General features: G+C 51.0%; 11 protein-coding genes. 7 read left to right on the plus strand and 4 right to left on the minus strand.

What is annotated here, in order from left to right; genetic code table 11:
• Positions 1–105: 105 nt before the first annotated feature.
• Together SH449x_RS03985 and SH449x_RS03990 are read left to right on the plus strand one after the other, a co-directional pair.
• Positions 106–1011, plus strand: a complete 906-nt coding sequence (locus tag SH449x_RS03985) for a GGDEF domain-containing protein (RefSeq protein WP_482380024.1) — start codon at positions 106–108, stop codon at positions 1009–1011.
• A 9-nt stretch (positions 1012–1020) separates the two neighbouring features.
• On the plus strand, positions 1021–3192 hold the full coding sequence (locus SH449x_RS03990) for an ATP-binding protein (RefSeq protein WP_482380025.1): 2172 nt from the start codon (positions 1021–1023) through the stop codon (positions 3190–3192).
• Positions 3193–3288: 96 nt separating this feature from the next.
• Here SH449x_RS03990 and SH449x_RS03995 read toward each other — a convergent pair whose 3' ends face one another.
• Positions 3289–4713 (minus strand): DUF6513 domain-containing protein, encoded by a 1425-nt coding sequence (locus tag SH449x_RS03995; protein WP_482380026.1) that lies wholly within the window; start codon positions 4711–4713, stop codon positions 3289–3291.
• A 129-nt stretch (positions 4714–4842) separates the two neighbouring features.
• Between SH449x_RS03995 and SH449x_RS04000 the strand changes: the two genes are divergently transcribed.
• The 3 genes from SH449x_RS04000 to SH449x_RS04010 all read left to right on the plus strand — a co-directional run bounded on the left by SH449x_RS04000 (position 4843) and on the right by SH449x_RS04010 (position 10295).
• A complete protein-coding gene (locus SH449x_RS04000; protein WP_482380027.1) occupies positions 4843–5574 on the plus strand; it encodes an RluA family pseudouridine synthase in 732 nt (243 codons plus the stop codon).
• Positions 5556–6902 carry a polysaccharide biosynthesis protein gene (locus SH449x_RS04005; RefSeq protein ID WP_482380028.1) on the plus strand — a complete coding sequence of 449 codons (1347 nt, stop codon included), beginning with the start codon at positions 5556–5558 and terminating at the stop codon, positions 6900–6902. Before SH449x_RS04000 ends, SH449x_RS04005 begins: the two co-directional genes overlap by 19 nt.
• Positions 6903–7076: 174 nt before the next feature.
• Positions 7077–10295 carry a WD40/YVTN/BNR-like repeat-containing protein gene (locus SH449x_RS04010; protein ID WP_482380029.1) on the plus strand — a complete coding sequence of 1073 codons (3219 nt, stop codon included), beginning with the start codon at positions 7077–7079 and terminating at the stop codon, positions 10293–10295.
• 240 nt (positions 10296–10535) lie between these two features.
• Here SH449x_RS04010 and ilvD read toward each other — a convergent pair whose 3' ends face one another.
• Complete coding sequence (gene ilvD, locus SH449x_RS04015; RefSeq protein ID WP_482380030.1) at positions 10536–12233, minus strand: dihydroxy-acid dehydratase; 1698 nt, start codon at positions 12231–12233, stop codon at positions 10536–10538.
• Between the two features lie 67 nt (positions 12234–12300).
• On the minus strand, positions 12301–13119 hold the full coding sequence (locus tag SH449x_RS04020; protein ID WP_482380031.1) for an SDR family NAD(P)-dependent oxidoreductase: 819 nt from the start codon (positions 13117–13119) through the stop codon (positions 12301–12303).
• A 320-nt stretch (positions 13120–13439) separates the two neighbouring features.
• Between SH449x_RS04020 and SH449x_RS04025 the strand changes: the two genes are divergently transcribed.
• On the plus strand, positions 13440–14228 hold the full coding sequence (locus SH449x_RS04025; RefSeq protein WP_482380032.1) for a 3-keto-disaccharide hydrolase: 789 nt from the start codon (positions 13440–13442) through the stop codon (positions 14226–14228).
• 76 nt (positions 14229–14304) lie between these two features.
• Here SH449x_RS04025 and SH449x_RS04030 read toward each other — a convergent pair whose 3' ends face one another.
• A complete protein-coding gene (locus tag SH449x_RS04030; RefSeq protein ID WP_482380033.1) occupies positions 14305–15654 on the minus strand; it encodes a chloride channel protein in 1350 nt (449 codons plus the stop codon).
• 279 nt (positions 15655–15933) lie between these two features.
• Here SH449x_RS04030 and SH449x_RS04035 point away from each other — a divergent pair, with 279 nt between their 5' ends.
• Positions 15934–16683, plus strand: coding sequence for a helix-turn-helix transcriptional regulator (locus SH449x_RS04035; RefSeq protein WP_482380034.1), 750 nt, complete (start codon positions 15934–15936; stop codon positions 16681–16683).
• The last annotated feature ends 120 nt before the right edge of the window (positions 16684–16803 follow it).

Consider the following 16803-nt stretch of genomic DNA (forward strand, 5'->3'; position numbering starts at 1 on the left):
ATTTGCTACGGAGCTCCCAGTTAATTTGGGTTCGATCCCAGTGATTTGGGTTCGATCAAGGTCGGCCCTGGAGGCTCAGTAACAACAGACTCGTCGAAGCTTCAAATGGAACCAGATCAAATTGAGTCCCTCCGCAATTTGCCAAGCCGAATGGGTTACACCAAGGTCTTACTGATCGAAGACAACCCTGGTGACGTTGCATTGGTAAAACACTATCTCTCCGGTGGTGCTCAGCAAGAAATCGATATTGTGAACGTGGCATCGATTGCAGAAGCAGAATCGCTTCTTGCAAACAAATCGTTCGATTCGATTATTCTTGATCTTCGATTACCGGATGCCAATGGACTGGAAGCGATTCAAAAGATCCGGGAATATGCCAGCGATATTCCGATCATCATTTTGTCGGGAACGCTCGACCATGCCATAACGCCTGAACTCGTTGGTGCCGGCGTGGACTCTTTTCACCGCAAGGAGTCAATCTCAGCCGACTCGTTGGCATGGTCATTGAAATTAGCGATCGACCGTAGCAAGGGGTTGATGAATAGCAGTGATACAGGAGTAGATGAAGAGACCGGGCTCTTTAGCCAATTCGGTTTTCAAAACGTGGCCGATGAGGCATTTAATGCGGCAGATGCGTCTGATTCAAATCTTTGTGTGATTTGGCTGACGGTGAGGTCTACCAAGGAAACGGGACTGCCAGCCGACTCGATTAAAAGGATCGCAAAACTTATCGAAGAGTCTGTTCGAAGCTCTGACTTTCTTGGCAGGATAGAAGCGTCCAGCTTTGTGATAGCGATGCCGGGGGTCGGAAGCGAAAATAGTGAGGGAGTTTGCAAACGCTTAATTTACAAGCTCGGTGGCATGCAACAGGAACACCTCGGGGTCGATATTGGACTAGCCTTTTTAGAACCAAACGTATCCACTCTTTCCACGCTGATTGTCAACGCAAAAAGTAAAGCGAAGCCCGTGGATTGGGGGGCCGTGCGCCGCTCGACTGGATTCCAAGAATGATATTGTTCAATGGCTAAGGACGAGATTCCCGCACCGGATACCAAGGGGCGTTTTACTCCCTCCCCCAAGCTCAAATGCTTACTAGTTTTCGTAGCGGCCTACATCGCTCTGTCTGTTGTAGGAGATTACTTGCTAGTCGACGGATCCACTGCCGGCCCTATATGGCCTGCCGCGGGCTTTGGGCTCGTCGCTGTTGTGCTGTGTGGCCGAATAGCACTACTTGCAATATTCATCGGTTCACTCATCAGTACCAACTACGGTGGCATCGAATGGACTGCATCGTTTGAGCAACATCTCGCTCGTTTCCTAGGCCTCCCACTGGCCAACACAATGGAGTCGTGGATCGCAGTTAGTCTGGCAAGAATCCTTTACCTGCGTCGACGTCCCAATGTCGTAGACTCCTGGCATTCCAATTCGATTGACTTGGAAGATAGGTTACAAGGCCCATGGCGGATGGATTCTCTGCGAGCGGTTACCATCTTGATGATAGCGATCTTTGTGGGAAGCTGCATAGGAGCCGCGATAGGGGGCGGGATTTACACAAGAATAGATCCTACGTCGAACTACCTTGCCGCGACTTTGTCATGGTGGGGAGCTGACGCGACTGCGATGATTGTGGTACTACCGGTCCTTGCAGTCATAAAGAACTGTAATTCATCGGATTGGATCGCAGCGGCTTCGTCGCGCTTTCTGTTCGGGTATGTGATTGTCCTCATTATGCTGTTTATGTGTTTCGCAGGATTTATCAAGTCGTCTCTGGCTAAGGAATTTCTGCTTTGTTTGATTGCAGGCAGTTGGATTCTCATATGTGCTCAGGGAAACTTGGCCGTCGTCGTTGTTGGACTAAGTCTAATAGTGTCATTCTGTATACCGGCTACAACACTCGGCTTAGGCCCATTTGTGGGTCGAGCAAAACCAGACGAGTATCTAATCATGCAAGCCTACTTGATTGTGATCACCTTCTGTGGACTTTGCTTGCACGGACTGATTCGGGAAACGAATCGTGCCAATCAATTACTAATGGCTATAAAGGAGCGGGAAACGATCCAACGATACGAGACTAAGCTGGAAGAATCCTCTAGATTGCTACAGGAGAAAAAGGTCGATCTGGATGGAGTGCTCGGTACCTTTCCGGATCTATATTTCTGGCTCAGCCAGGAGGGTAAATATCTAAGGTACTATGCAAATCAAGAGCTGTTTGTTCCGCCGGAAGTTTTTATTGGAAAACACATCTCAGAAGTAATTCCCAGCGATATCTGTGAAAATCTTTTAGCTGCTTTCCAACGATGCTGCCATTCCGGTCAGACTGAGGAGGTTGAGTATTCATTAGAGATGAACGGAGCGGAGTATTGGTTCGAAGGAAGATTCAAGCTTTTGGAAAATGATCAGGTCTTGGTTGTAATCCGTAACATAACACGCAGAAAAGAGTCCGAACAGCAAATCCAGGCCCTTCTCGCGCAGCGTGAAATCGATTCCGAGCTTTTGAGTTTGAGAGCAAAGGAGTTAACTCGTTCCAATGCTGAACTGGAACAATTCGCCTATGTCGCAAGCCACGATTTGAGGGAACCGTTGCGCATGGTCCGAAGCTTTTGCTCCATCCTCTTCGACAAGTACTCCGACTCGCTGCCTTCTGAAGCAAAGGAATACTTGAACTTCGCGATGGACGGTTCACAAAGGATGCAGCAGATGATAGACGATCTGCTCACTCTATCGCGGGTCGGTGCAGGCCGTTATTTGTTGAGGACATGCTCTCTCGAGCAAGCATGTGATGAGGCAATTTCGACATTGAAACACTCTATCCAAGAGAAGAAAATTCGAATCGTTAAAGGCAATCTACCTCAGGTCGTGGCAGACAAGGAGCGTTTGGAACAGGTATTGCTCAATCTAATCGGAAACGCTGTTAAATTTTCCAGAACGGAAGATCCAGAGATTTTTTTAGACTGCGAAGAGGATTTGCATCAGTGGAAAATCAAAGTGGTAGATAATGGGATCGGAATTGAAGAACAATACTTCGATAGAATTTTCTTGCTCTTCGAGAGGCTCAATCCTTCCAGTAACTACGCAGGATCTGGTTTGGGCTTAGCCCTTTGCAAGAAAATTGTCGAGCAACACGGTGGAGCCATTGGCGTTACGTCTGCTGTTAGCAGCGGTTCTCAGTTTTGGTTTACGCTTCCCAAGTGAACCGAATCGGCATAAACGTTGAGTTGAGCTCTAGCCTTCCAGAAAGCGCGAGTAGACGAGTCACTCAGATTCCAAAAAAATGTGATTTGAATCGTGTTATTTTAGATTCGTTCGTGAGCGAGCCAAGCGATGGTGCTTTTCCTGGCGAGTCAAAAAGCCCCAGTTCAACGCTTCGTCCTGTTCGTAGCGTTTTCCTAGGGACAATGCCGTTAGGGCTTTGTGAAGCTCAAACCCGAGATAAAACGCATGAGATGGATCGACATTCCTCGATTCGGGCAACGCCATCAACGCTTGCATCATTTCGTAAGGATCGGTTCCACGGATATGGATATTCGCACTAAGCAAATGGAGTTCTCCTGAGCCTACGAAGATCCGATAGTTGTTGTCCTTAAGATTGGCCGCCAAGTGTTCGATCGCGGTGTCCGACATAAGAGGATTCGAGGGATCGCGTAGCATCACAAGCCGTTCCTCTAAGTGTTTTGGGGGAATACGGTGACGAACCGAGTAATTCACTAGCTTGCGTGCCAAGTTACACTCCCTCACTGCCGATTGTGCCCAAGAAATGACCTCGGTCGTCAGTACACTCCCTATTTGCAACTCTTCGCAGAAGCCAAGCAATACGACGTTGATAGCCGCAGAATCGGCATCCGTTAATTCCGTGATGTTTCCAATCCCCATCATCATCGGAACATCTGGAAACAGGCGACGCGTTTGACAGTAGCGTTCTAATGAGTTCGCAAAGCCACATCCAATAGGTTCTAGAATCGGATCGAGTCGAAATGGCACACCATGTTGTAGCAGAAAATCGACTGTCGACTCAAGGCTCTTCAAGTAGTCCCCCCCCATTTCGGGGACTACTACAACTTCGACGCCCCAATCCCTCGCTGCGGATCGATTGGACTCATTGACAGATAGAACAAGACTCGCACCTGCACGTGACGCTTGTTCCGCTTCCCAGGTATCAAACGTGTCGATCGACATCTCGAGGCCTTCATCTCGCAGTGCTTCCACAGCATCGGCAACCGTACTCCATCGCGAGCTTGGGTCGCAACCAATATCGATTCGATCAGCCCCATCTCGCTGGAGTCGCTTGGCTTCACGTATCAACTCGTCGCGAGTCATTCGAGGCGCATGATTGATTTCGGCAATGATTTCTATGGAATGTTGTCCGTAGTCTTCGCCGCGATGACGCTTCTTGCCGAACATCTTGGGTAAGTCACGAACATCCTTTGGTCCACACTCGATCAGGAGATTGCGGCCAGGATAAGCCGCTTCGATCATGTCGCGAACATCGGATAAACCGGGCTCGAGATAACCAGGTAGAATGACGCGAGTGGTATCGGCGGGGATCGAAAGATGTCTCATCAACCACTTCGGCGTCATCAATGCAGCGACAGTAATTGGCAACACGTCGATCGTGTAATCAAAGCCAAGCTTGTTAGCTAGTGCCGTGACCACTTCTCGCAATGACGCTTCGGCGAGCTTACCAGTGACAAAATGGATCGACTGAATTGTAGACATCGTTGGTGATAACCCTATTGACCTGCTGTGCAACTTACGGGAATATGATAGTAACGAGAAGCACATAGACTTCGTAGTCAGGTTGACTCGAATTCGTGGCCGGTGCTTCTCGTTTTTTTATTGGTAGTGATGAACATACTATTCGAACATCCTTGGTTCCTCGTCGTAAACAAACCGACCGATCTTTTGACCCAAGCGGTTGCAGGGATCGATTCTTTACAAACGGAATTGGTTCGTTACCTCAAAGAGCGAGCACCTGATGGTGCGAATCCATTCATCGGTATACCACATCGACTAGATCGAGTGACGACAGGCGTGATGGTGGTTGCACGAAATCAGAGAGCTTTGCGAAGACTGAGCGAGCAGTTCGCAGCGAGAATCGTTTCCAAAACGTATCATGCAGCAGTACCAGATCTTGGTATGGATTTGCTGGAAAAAGAGAACTTACGCTGGATTGACTACATCCGAAAGGTTCCCGAGGAAGCCCGTGGAGAGGTTTGTTCGCCTGAAATCGATGGAGCCAGGGAAGCGGTAATGATCGTTCAGCCACTCCAAAGAGCCTGGCTGAATGGTTGCGACGAAAGGCTTCGATTGTGCGAAATTCAACTCGAAACAGGGCGAATGCATCAGATAAGGATCCAATTTGCAGCTCGCGGGCGACCAATCGTTGGAGATCAGCTTTACGGAAGTACAATACCTTGGATGGAGGGTGAGTTCCGCAATGCTCCCATAGCTTTGCACGCGCGAAGCCTACAGTTTCGGCACCCCCAAACAGCAGAGCCCATGGCGTTCGAGGCTCCTTACCCTGAGTCTTGGAAACGGTTGCGATTCGAGGAACAAGAGTGCAGTCAGGCAGATTAGAGCGAATCGCGAAACGTCTTCAGATCGACCGATCGCTTTGGTATGCCATGGCGGCGAGAGCGTGGCAAGCGATCTCGGGACCGTTGACGATCGTGTTTTTGGTCCAAGCCCTGACGCTTGGGGAACAAGGTGTTTATTACGTGCTAGCCAGCGTAATGAGCATCCAGCTTTTCTTTGAATTGGGTTTGCTCAATGTACTGATTAGTCAATCCGGCCACTTGGCGAGTGAGATTGGTGAGAATCGCCCAGATGCCAAGTCCCGAATGAATCAATTGGTTACGGTTGCGGGCAGGTGGTTTCTCGGAGCGAGTATACTTTACGCATTTTCAGCGATCCTCTTCGGTTGGAGAGCATTAATCGATAAGGCATCTACCAATGATTGGCAGTTGCCATTGATCTGCTTGAGTATCGTTGCGGCTGGGTCCGTGGTATTGGCACCGCGACTCGCAATTCTCGAGGGGGCTGGTTACCGAGAAAATGTTTACAAGGTTCGATTCTTTCAAATGTTGCTCGGTACGTTCGCGGTGTGGTGCGCCTTGCTCATGGGGCTTAAGCTGTGGGCTCTCGTTTTGTCGAGCGCTGTACAATTCCTCTGCTCTTTTCTTGCGACGGTTTATTTCTATCGCGACTTTTTCGTTGCTTTGAAAACAGCACCGAATCGTGAAATCATCAAGCCTAGTACCAGCGACGAATCGAGCTTGAAATGGTTTAGTGAAGTGTTTCCGTTGCAATGGCGGGTCGCGGTCACGAGTATCGCGTATCACGTGGCGACCCAGTTCTTCACCGTGATATTGGTGAGATACCACGGCGAAGAGGCGGCAGGGCGACTTGGCATGACCATGAGCGTGGTTATGGCGATACAAGGGATGGCCATAACATTCATACAGACCAAGTTCAGTTTGGTGTCGGCATTGCACGGTGCTGGCAAGCGGGAAGAAGCTGGAGAATTATGGCGACGATCCGCATTGATTTCTTCGGGTTTGTTGTTGGTTGCTTTGTTGGGAATGCTGGCCGCAATTTCGCTGCTCCCCTTGGCAAACAGAGGTTGGGAAGAGCGGTTCATCGAGCCTTGGCAGATCGTAATCTTGGCGCTAGGGTGCGTAGCAAACCATGGAGTGGCGCTGCAAGGATTCTATGTGCTGTCAAGAAAAGGGAAGCCGTTCCTGAGTGCTTGTCTGGTCGGGTTTGGCGCGACAGCAGCTGCTGTTTGGTATGGTGGCGCCGTCTGGGGCGTTACCGGCATCGTGGTCGGTTACTGGCTAGGAATGTCTCTCGTGGCGTTACCGTTTCACTCGTGGTTTTACATGCGTTACCGTTCGGTCAGATAATAACCGCGATTGAAAAAAGCAACAGGAAAAAAATTTCGCAGCCGCAGCGATTTTGCTTCTTGAACGGTCACCAACTTAGTTAGACTAAGGTCCGGTTCCAACAGCCAGACCTCTCCTCTGGAATAAGGGTATCTTTCCTGCGCCCCATGCTCCCTATCCCTTCATCGGTGATTCATGCGAAAAGCTTTGAAATTCCTCTTGTTGCTCACTTTGACTTTTGCAACAAACGCTCGCTTGTATTCGCAGGAGACAAACGAGACGGAACCGCCAGTCGTCGCGTCTCCACCAGCCGAGGAGGTAAATCAACCAGAGCAGGAAACTAAGGCAGAAACTGCGGCAGAACCTGCGACCATCGTTCCCGAACCTGTGTTGCCCCCTCTAAGCAACGAGTCAATTCCATGGCTCAAGGATTTCTCCTGGCGATCCGTTGGCCCAACTGCAATGGGAGGTCGAATTGTCGACATCGCAGTTAATCCTACCCACGAACACCACATACTTGTCGCGAGCGCTGCGGGGGGCGTTTGGGAGACCAAGAATAACGGTACAACTTGGCGAAACATTTTCGGAAATGAAGGATCGAGTTCGATTGGCGATATCGCTTTTGACCCTCAAAAACCAGAAACGGTCTGGGTCGGGACCGGTGAAGCGAATAACCAAAGAAGTTCAATTCAAGGAGACGGCATCTACAAGTCAACCGATGGCGGTAAGACCTGGGTCAACAAGGGCTTGCGAGATTCTTACCACATCGGTCGCGTCGTCGTTGATCCAACCGACTCCAACATTGTTTACGCAGCTGTCGCCGGTCATCTCTACACCGAAAATGAAGAACGCGGTTTGTACAAAACAACCGATGGAGGTGAGACTTGGAACAAGGTTCTCTACATCAGCCCTCGCGTTGGCGTAATCGATGTTGTGGTGCATCCCACCAATCCTCAGATTGTACTGGCCGCGTCTTACGAACGACTGCGACGTGCATGGGATCTAGGGGAGTCCGGTCCGGGATCAGCGATCCATCGTTCGGAGGACGGTGGTCAAACCTGGACGCGAGTGGAGAGTGGACTCCCAAGCGGTGAAATCGGTCGAATCGGCATCACCTTTTTCCACGGCGATCCGCAAATTATGTACGCCACTGTCGCGAATATGAACATGAGAGCTCCACAGGCTCCACCGACTCCGCCGCGAGGTGGAGATAGATCGCCGAGGGGCCGTGGCGAGAATCGCTCTGATAATCGAGAAGAAAATCGAGAAGAAAATCGTGAGGACGGGGCCGAAGAAGGGGATGAAAAAACCGATGACACGGCCGATGAGAAGGTCCAGGAGAACGAACAGGAATCAGCCAGCCGACCAACACAGGAGACCTCTCCAACAACCGAGGATTCGATTCCGACTCGGTTTGGCTTCCAGCTTCGACGCCAAGACGAAAACTGGACGGTCGCAGGCGTTCGCAATGGTTCTCCGGCAGCCCAAGCTGGCATCCAAAATGGTGACCGGCTGGTTTCCATCGGCGGGACCGGCGGGTGGAATTCTGAGTCTTTAAAGTCCTATCTGCAGCAGATTCAGGCAGGTGATCGGATCCAGTGGGTCGTAAAACGAGGAGATCGTGAGCTGAACATCAACCTTACGGCACCTCGCTCTCCCGGTCCGCAAAGAGTAGGTGGAGAAATCTATCGCAGTGAGGATGCCGGACTGACATGGAAAAAGGTTAATCGCCAACCCGTCGGAGGAAACCCTCCCTATTATTACGGGCAAATCTATGTCGACACCCAAAACGCAGATCGGCTGTATGTGCTAAGCGTACCGGTATACGTTTCCGATGACGGTGGTAAGACCTTTAATCAAACGGGTGCTCGTGGCATTCACGTGGACCACCATGCCATGTGGATCAACCCACAAAATTCGCGGCACGTTCTGTTAGGCAACGATGGAGGGATACACGTTAGTTATGACCGATGCGCGACTTGGGATCACATCGCAAACTTGCCGTTAACTCAGTTCTATGCTGTCACTGCTGACAACCAGCGACCGTATCACGTATACGGTGGCTTGCAAGACAATGGTAGTTGGGGTGGCCCCAGCGAAGGACAAGGTGGTGTCTCCGCAGACCAATGGTATAACGTCGGGGGGGGCGACGGATTCTACGTTCAAGTCGATCCGCGTGATCACAATATCATCTATGCAGAATCACAGTTCGGTGCAATTTTTCGTTTGAATCGAGCTACCGGGCAACGCAAATCGATTCGACCGCCGCAATCTGAACCAAGGCCGGGACCTGCCGATCGTTACAACTGGAACTCGCCTATTCTGTTATCTACGCATAATTCGAATACGATCTATTTCGGCGGCAACAAACTATTTATGTCGTACAACCAAGGTGACGACTGGATGGTGATTAGCCCCGACCTTACAACAGCAGACCCCTCTAAGTTAATCGGGAACGTGCCCCATTGCACGATCACGACAATCGCCGAATCTCCCCTAGATCCCAATTGGCTCATGGTGGGAACGGATGATGGTAAAGTTCACGTGACTAAAGACCGAGGGAAAAACTGGAGTGATATTTCGAATGGGTTTCCTGTGCAGCCTGCCTCTTGGTGGTGCAGTCGTGTTGAGTTTTCGAATGCAGATAAAGCAACTGCCTTTGTTTCCTTTACAGGCTACCGCGAAGACGACTTCCGTCCCTTTGTTTTCTCAACCACCGATGGTGGACAAAACTGGAAATCGATCAGTAGCAACCTACCCAATGAATGCGTCAACGTCGTCAAGCAAGATCCTCGACGCTCGAAGACGCTGTACGTGGGAACCGATAAAGGTTGCTATGTCTCAACCAACGAAGGGCAGTCGTGGAGTCGCCTAGCGGGCTTCGGAACACTGCCAGTACACGACCTTTTCGTTCATTCACGCGAACGCGATTTGATTATCGGCACCCATGGACGAGGGATTTGGATCATGGATGACATCACGCCATTGCAAGAAACCTCAGACAAGATCGACAAGCAATCCGGGCACCTGTTCACAGTCCGAGATTGGGAGTTGTACCCACTACCTCAAGGCGGTTCCTATTCCGGTGACCGTTTACGCAAGACGCCAAACTCGACTCCCGGTGCCATTCTTTGGTATCAAATTAACCCATCCTCGGAGGGCAAGAATATCGAGCTATCGGTACGCGATAAGGACGGAAGAGAAGTTGCGAAGTTGCCTGTCAACAAGGAAATGGGCTGGCACAGAGTCGTTTTCCCGTCAGCCGCCCCCGGAGGTCCCGGTGCAGGAGCAGCAAGGGACAGACGAGGTGCCGCAGGCGGAGGACGCCCAGCCGGGCCGGGAATCTACCGCGCGGTCTTAAAAATCGGGGACGAGTCTTACGAGCAAGTCTTTCAGATCCGCAGGGTTGAATAGTCTCTGGCAATGCGAAGCGAGCCGAGGACGCCATTCGACGAATGGAAAAAGACTAGTGGGGGAGTGTGACTACCAGCTACGCCGATGGACGACTGATTTGTTGACGCCCTACCGGAGGGCTCGCGCCCGTTCCGTTCCTATTGGCTTCGCAATTAGGAGCGTCACGGCGCAAGCCGTACGGTGACGGGCGACGCGAAGTGAGACTGGAAGGCCGTAACTTTGCAAAGCCTCGTTACGTGCCTACAACTCGATGAAGGCTTTACTTACACAACCGTGGTTCGCTTGTGCTACGGTAGCGGAAAAGTCCGCTAAATAGCCACGCATCAGATCGAGCTTTGGTGGCTTCCAGCCATCAGCTCTCCTCTGGTGCTCTTCGTCTGACACATGCCATTGAATTGTTCCGGCTAAGACATCGAAACTGATTTGATCTCCATCTTGCACGAACGCGATTGGACCGCCCACAACAGCTTCTGGTGCACAGTGAACTCCGATAGCCCCGTGAGATACGCCCGAAACGCGAGTGTCCGAAAGTAACGCAACCTTGCCGTCAAGTTCAGGGACAGCCAACGCTGCCGATGCTACTAGCACCTCTGGCATACCGGATGCCACAGGCCCCATTTTCCTCAAAACGATGATATGCCCAGGGCGAATCCTTTTCGCTTCAACCGCATCAACCACACTCTTGGAGTCTTCGAAGCAAATCGCTGTACCTTGGAAAGCAGGTTCCTTCATACTGCTCACCTTGAACACGATTCCATCAGGCGCTAAATTGCCAAAGCAGATTTGCATATCAGCGAATTCCTTAAATGGCTTGTCGATCGGTGCCATGAGAACTTGATCCTCAATCACATCAGGGACATTGGCCAAGTTCTCTGCCAAAGTTTTGGTTGTGACCGTCATGGCCGAGCCGTCGATCACGCCCGCCTTGAGCAGATGTTTAAGCAGTACCGGGGTACCGCCGAGACGATGCAGGTCGACCATCGTCTGATCTCCTCGCGGTGCGAAGCTACATAGTACGGGTGTTTCGCGGAAAATTTTCTGCAGGTCACGGAGGGTGAAATCCACCTCAGCTTCTCGAGCCAGCGCTAATAAATGCAAAACGCCGTTCGTGGACCCGCCAGCAGCGGCGATGCTAGCCGCAGCGTTTCGAAACGCAACGGGAGTCAGAATATCTCGCGGGCGCAGGTTTGCCTCAAGAAGCTTCTTAACGGCTAGCCCGACATTCAAGCACTCGTCCTTTTTGGCTTGATCGATGGCGGGTATTGAACTGCTGTAGGGGAGCATTAGCCCGATAGCTTCTAGAAGAATTCCCCAAGTGTTGAATGATGCCGCGATTCCGCAACCACCTGCTCCCGGACAAGCTACCTTGAGAATTTCATCGGCTTCTGACTGTGGAATCGAGCCCACGGCCGCAGCGGCTTGGGAATCGTAAACATCCAGAATCGTAACATTCTTTCCCTTGTAACAACCTGGCATGATACTCCCGCCACTTACGATTAATCCGGGGTAATTCATCCGAGCTAAGGCCATGGCAAAGCCAGGTCCGTTCTTGTCACAATGATGCAAACCCACCATCGCGTCATAGCAATGAGAAGAAACCACCAGCTCGGCGGAATTGGCGATAATATTTCGAGACACGAGCGAAGCGTTCCCCCCCTCATGCCCTTGAGTAATGTTATCGCTAACACCGGGGGTTCCGAAAGGAAAGCCCATAAGACCCGCATCACGGCAGCCCTTGGCGATGAGTGAGCCGAGTTCATAAGCATGGATATTGCAAATGTTACCCTCGAGTAATGGTACCCCAACTCCAACTTGAGGTCGGTCAAAGTCGGACTCCTTCATTCCCAGTCCAAAGTAAAACGCGGTAACGCCACGTTGCCAACCGCGTGTCAAGGATTTGCTGTTCCAGTTCAATTCGTGTTTCAATTCGTGTGCCATCCCAAAACTCCTGATAGATTTATGCGTAAAATTCAATTATGTATCGCCGACGCTTGATTAACGGATGTCAGCTGAGCGGTCCGTAGATTGGACGGTGTTTGGTGTACCCTCCGTCCGTGGTGAGAATTTCACCGGCGCACCAGCATTCGTTTGCCCAAAGAAACATCGTGGCAGCGGATATGTGTTTCGGTTGGGTTAAAGCTCCCATAGGCATCGCATCTTCGACCGCTTGCAGTCTCCCTGCACTGATTGGGTTTTGTGCAGCCATAGGACCTCTCAACGGAGAAGGGGCTAGGCCGTTCAAAATTAGATCGTATGTCTCGACGAAGTACCTCGCTTGCAATTTCAAAAAATTGAGCAAACCACCCTTAGATTCCTCGTAAGCGGAACTAGCTCGTCCCTCGGAGCCAACCGTCGCCGAGGTCGACAGTACGATCACTCCTCGTGCTCCCTTGCTAAAAGACTGACTCTTGATGCCGTGCTTGATGATGTTGTGGGTTCCCCAAAGGTTCACCTCGCAAGCGCCCATGACATCCGCTTTGGTCATGTCCTCAGGGGGTGTCAGCGGCTTGGGAGAAATGCCAGCGGTTAGCATCATGTAGTGGATGCCTGTATATTTCTGAAAAAACGCCGCGACCTCTTCTTCGCTCGTTACATTGACGGTTTCGGTGCAAACCTCCAAGCCGGAAGATGCGCTCGAAATAGATTTTCCGAAAGCAGCGAGCTCCATCTTTTCAGTACCAACAGCAATAACAGGGCTATGGTCGACCAAAATCAACCGCTTGAGACCTAGCCAATTTCCGGAGTTCTGGGCCAAGTGCTGTCCCATAAGGCCGACGCCGACTATCAAGGCGGTCGCTGAATCGTGATAGGAAAAAGGCCCCATAGATACTCAATAACTCCATGTGATGGTTTGCAAAGGAACTTCCGGCATGCTCGGCACGCAAAAGGCAAGACTGTTCGAACGCCCAGGCTACCATTAACTTGGTAAGCGTGCACCACAGCTGTACCCTGCCGACAAAGGCATTGATGTTACCTTGCCCAGCCTCTAGCGGTAGTCCAAACCTCAATGGGGCGATGCGAACCGGATTGACGTAAGTTATAATCACCTCGGATGAAACTGGTAACGATAGCTTGGAATGGCGTTACCGTGCCCTCCTTTAGACTCCCTTCCTAACTTCCCTCCAACCACCACTTTCCGGCATCATGACGAAGTTAAAATCAAGCAACCGTTTCACTAGGCAAGCAAACTGGGTATTGCTTTTGTTCCTACCAGTCGCTGCGATTCTATCGAGTTTGGGAACAAAGAGTACATTAGCTCAAAGTGACGCGCCTGATCATGGCCCTAACCCGCCAGCCATTATCATCGACGGCACGGGGCCCGGCTGGAAGGAGCTAGGAGAGGCTGATTTCACTCGCGTTAATTGCGACCCAGAGACTTGGGTCTGGGAAGGTAGCTTAGTAAAAAGCACCGGAGTTCCGATCGGCGTGCTGCGATCGACGAAGTCCTACAAAAACTTCGAAATGGTCGCCCGCTGGAGACATCTGAGCAAAGGTGGAAACTCTGGCTTCTTCGTTTGGACACCACTCGACGCATTGGACGGACTAGCTCCCAATCGGCTTCCCTCGGCTGGGATCGAAGTCCAAGTGCTCGATCACGGCTATACCGAGTTATACGAATCCAGTTCAGGTAAAAAAGGGGATTGGTTTACCACGAACGGAGATATTTTTCCTGTGGGCAAGTCAAAACTCAAACCCTTCCCACCTTTGTCCCCAGATGGCTCTCGTAGCTTTCCCCGATCGAATCATTCGCTGGGTACCCCGAACTGGAATCATTACTATGTACGGGCTATCAACGGAGAGATTCGCCTATGGGTAAATGGACACGAAGTCTCGGGGGGAAATCAGGCTGATCCTAGCCAAGGCTATTTGTGCTTGGAAGCTGAGGGAGCACCTGTGGAGTTTCAAAACATCCGAATCCGTGAGTTGCCTTAATCGTTCAATTACTGGCGAGCATAGTTAGGGTAAACCTAGTTGTGATCAAACAAAGGCGAACTCGGCTCGACGATACTTAGGCAGTTTCCGCTTTCTTCGGATCCGATTTTGGAAACTGTGATGGGTAGATGGTGGAACGCCCACTTGCCACTCGAGCTACAAAACAACCCGCAGCCAGATACAGGACGAAACCAGAGCTTACCAACGTCGGGTTATCAGGAAAAAACAGCTCCACCCCCATGATCGTGCAGGCCAATGGAGTTTTGGTTGCTCCAGCAAAGACCGCCACAAATCCGATCGCAGCCAGCAGATCCACAGGCGCACCGGTCAGCGTCGCAAAGGCATTTCCCGCCGTAGCACCGATGAAGAAGAGTGGTGTTACCTCGCCACCCTTGAAACCACTGCCCACCGTGATCGCCGTAGACAGAAGCTTCCAGAACCAGCTCAAAAAGTCCGCCCCACCAGGCTCGAAACTAGTCGTAATACTCACTGCTCGTTCCAAATTTGGATTCGGATCCACTCCCAACCCCAAATAATTTCGCGAACCTAAAAGCAATGTCAGTCCGATTAGGAAACCTGCACCAACCATCGGTCTTAGCCAAGGCCGAGATAGCAACCTTTTTAGCATGCGATTCACACCATGCGATAGCTCCGCAAAGAGGACGCTGATGAGCCCGAAAAGTATCGACGCGACAACGACCTTGCACCAAAGCGAAAAATCCATCCCCATGAATATTGGTGCCGGCTCCAAGCTTTGAGAGGGATCGACAGTCCCACCTCCGAGGCTGGATAGGATAAAATGCGAATGCTTGGCCCCCCACAACAGCGCAACTCGATCAGCCACGACAGCAGCCAGCAAACATGGCCCAATATTCATCAACTTGGTGCGCCCAAGCCATATAACCTCAATCGCAAAAACAGCCCCTGCAACGGGCGTTCCGAAGACAGCTCCGAAACCCGCCGAGATTCCACATAGCAATAAGCTTCGCTTCCACTCTTCTCCCTTCGGAAGAAACTGGGCAAACCACCCAGCCAGACCGCCCCCCATTTGCACTGCGGTTCCCTCCCGACCAGCAGATCCACCGAAAAGGTGAGTTATGAGAGTGCCCATGAGAACCAGTGGAGTCATGGCAATTGGCACCCACGGCTGCTTGTCCGGATGACGAATCCGTTCGAATAGTAAGCTGTTTCCACCATCTGCGGAATTGTTCACCAGCTTATACATAACCCATGTCAAAGGCCCCGCGATAGGCAATAAAAAAAACAGCCAAGGGTTCGACCAATGAAATTGCGTTACGAGCTCCAGCGACCACAAAAAGAATGCCACGAGTGATCCCGTCACCGTGGCAAGCAGTATCACCAGGGTAAAAAATCGGAGAACGTCTTTCCACATAAGTCGGCCGTGGGGCTGTTCTTCATCCTGCATTAAGAAGTTCCTCGCGGGATCAAAGTAAACTCAAACCAAACATTCCCCAGGCAACAAATGTGGTCATCCACATCTGATCCATGATAGACCACAATTTCCTTTGATCCAATGCCATTCAATCGCGAGCAAGCTCATTGCAGTACCGTCGATACTCGGGATTCCCTTACTAGTACTTGGCCGATCTTACACGAACACGCTTTACTTAGCCGGTTGAAAATTTCGATAGCACGTTTAGAACCAACGTGTTTTCGACAGCCGGAGTTTTCAATTGACAGGTAGATGATGGAAATATTTCGTTCGCAGTCGACTCCCAAGGTGTTCGTGTTAGCTAGTTCGATTGACGCGCAGGAAAAGATCTCGCGAGCCCTAGGCACCGAGCCCGTTCAAATTATAAATCTACCACAACAAGCAAAGTATTTTGATCTAATCGATGATATCGAGGCGGCTTGCGTCTTGGTCGAGATTTCCACGAATTCCAATGACGAACTGGATCTGCTCACGGCCCTACAATCGAGGGTAAAATCTCTTCCAATCATCGCTGTTGGGGAACAATGGTCAGTGAACGATGCCGTTCGGGTCATCAAATCGGGAGCAGACGATGTCTGTGATCTACATGCCCAACTAGATTCGCTGTCTAAGCTCGTTCACAAGGCGATGGCATCCGGAGCACCTCGTAAAGGAGAGCTTCAAAATGTGATCCCCCCCAACATTCTCGAAAGACTCGACACAGAAGAAGCGAGAATCGTGCACTTAATCACCCTCGGATTGACTGCCAAAGAAATTGGATCGGCCCTGGACGTAAGTATTCGCACTTATCACTATCGTAAAAAGACCATCTTCGAGAAGCTGAACATTTCCAACCGCTCAGAACTAATCGAGCTTATTCGCACTTCCCGCATCCGCATCGTAAGTTGGCACAATGCTCACAGCGGTCCCCAGTCTCCCATGATTGTTGGTCCAGCAACTGCCACCACTCGCTTCGCGCCAGAAATGATTACTTCTGCAATTAACGATGATGGCGTTGAGTGAGCCGCGTTCTCGGTCTTCACTCTCACATCGAATGGGCATGAAGGTTCCGCAACCGAGCCTTCAACGAGCAGTATCCGAAGTTCCAGCAGTTCAGGGCTTTATCGGTTCGGGCGTGCACTG

It is taken from the genome of Brakhagea baltica, from assembly GCF_052161605.1.
In the GTDB taxonomy this organism is placed as follows: domain Bacteria; phylum Planctomycetota; class Planctomycetia; order Pirellulales; family Pirellulaceae; genus JBKCUI01.

What these genes read in the sequence shown, in the direction of transcription:
- SH449x_RS04020 (WP_482380031.1), bottom strand. Translation starts at nt 13,119, where the DNA reads ATGGGGCCTTTTTCCTATCACGATTCAGCGACCGCCTTGATAGTCGGC.
- SH449x_RS03990 (WP_482380025.1), top strand. Translation starts at nt 1,021, where the DNA reads ATGGCTAAGGACGAGATTCCCGCACCGGATACCAAGGGGCGTTTTACT.
- SH449x_RS04010 (WP_482380029.1), top strand. Translation starts at nt 7,077, where the DNA reads ATGCGAAAAGCTTTGAAATTCCTCTTGTTGCTCACTTTGACTTTTGCA.
- SH449x_RS03985 (WP_482380024.1), top strand. Translation starts at nt 106, where the DNA reads ATGGAACCAGATCAAATTGAGTCCCTCCGCAATTTGCCAAGCCGAATG.
- SH449x_RS04025 (WP_482380032.1), top strand. Translation starts at nt 13,440, where the DNA reads ATGACGAAGTTAAAATCAAGCAACCGTTTCACTAGGCAAGCAAACTGG.
- SH449x_RS04035 (WP_482380034.1), top strand. Translation starts at nt 15,934, where the DNA reads ATGATGGAAATATTTCGTTCGCAGTCGACTCCCAAGGTGTTCGTGTTA.
- ilvD (WP_482380030.1), bottom strand. Translation starts at nt 12,233, where the DNA reads ATGGCACACGAATTGAAACACGAATTGAACTGGAACAGCAAATCCTTG.
- SH449x_RS03995 (WP_482380026.1), bottom strand. Translation starts at nt 4,713, where the DNA reads ATGTCTACAATTCAGTCGATCCATTTTGTCACTGGTAAGCTCGCCGAA.
- SH449x_RS04030 (WP_482380033.1), bottom strand. Translation starts at nt 15,654, where the DNA reads ATGCAGGATGAAGAACAGCCCCACGGCCGACTTATGTGGAAAGACGTT.
- SH449x_RS04000 (WP_482380027.1), top strand. Translation starts at nt 4,843, where the DNA reads ATGAACATACTATTCGAACATCCTTGGTTCCTCGTCGTAAACAAACCG.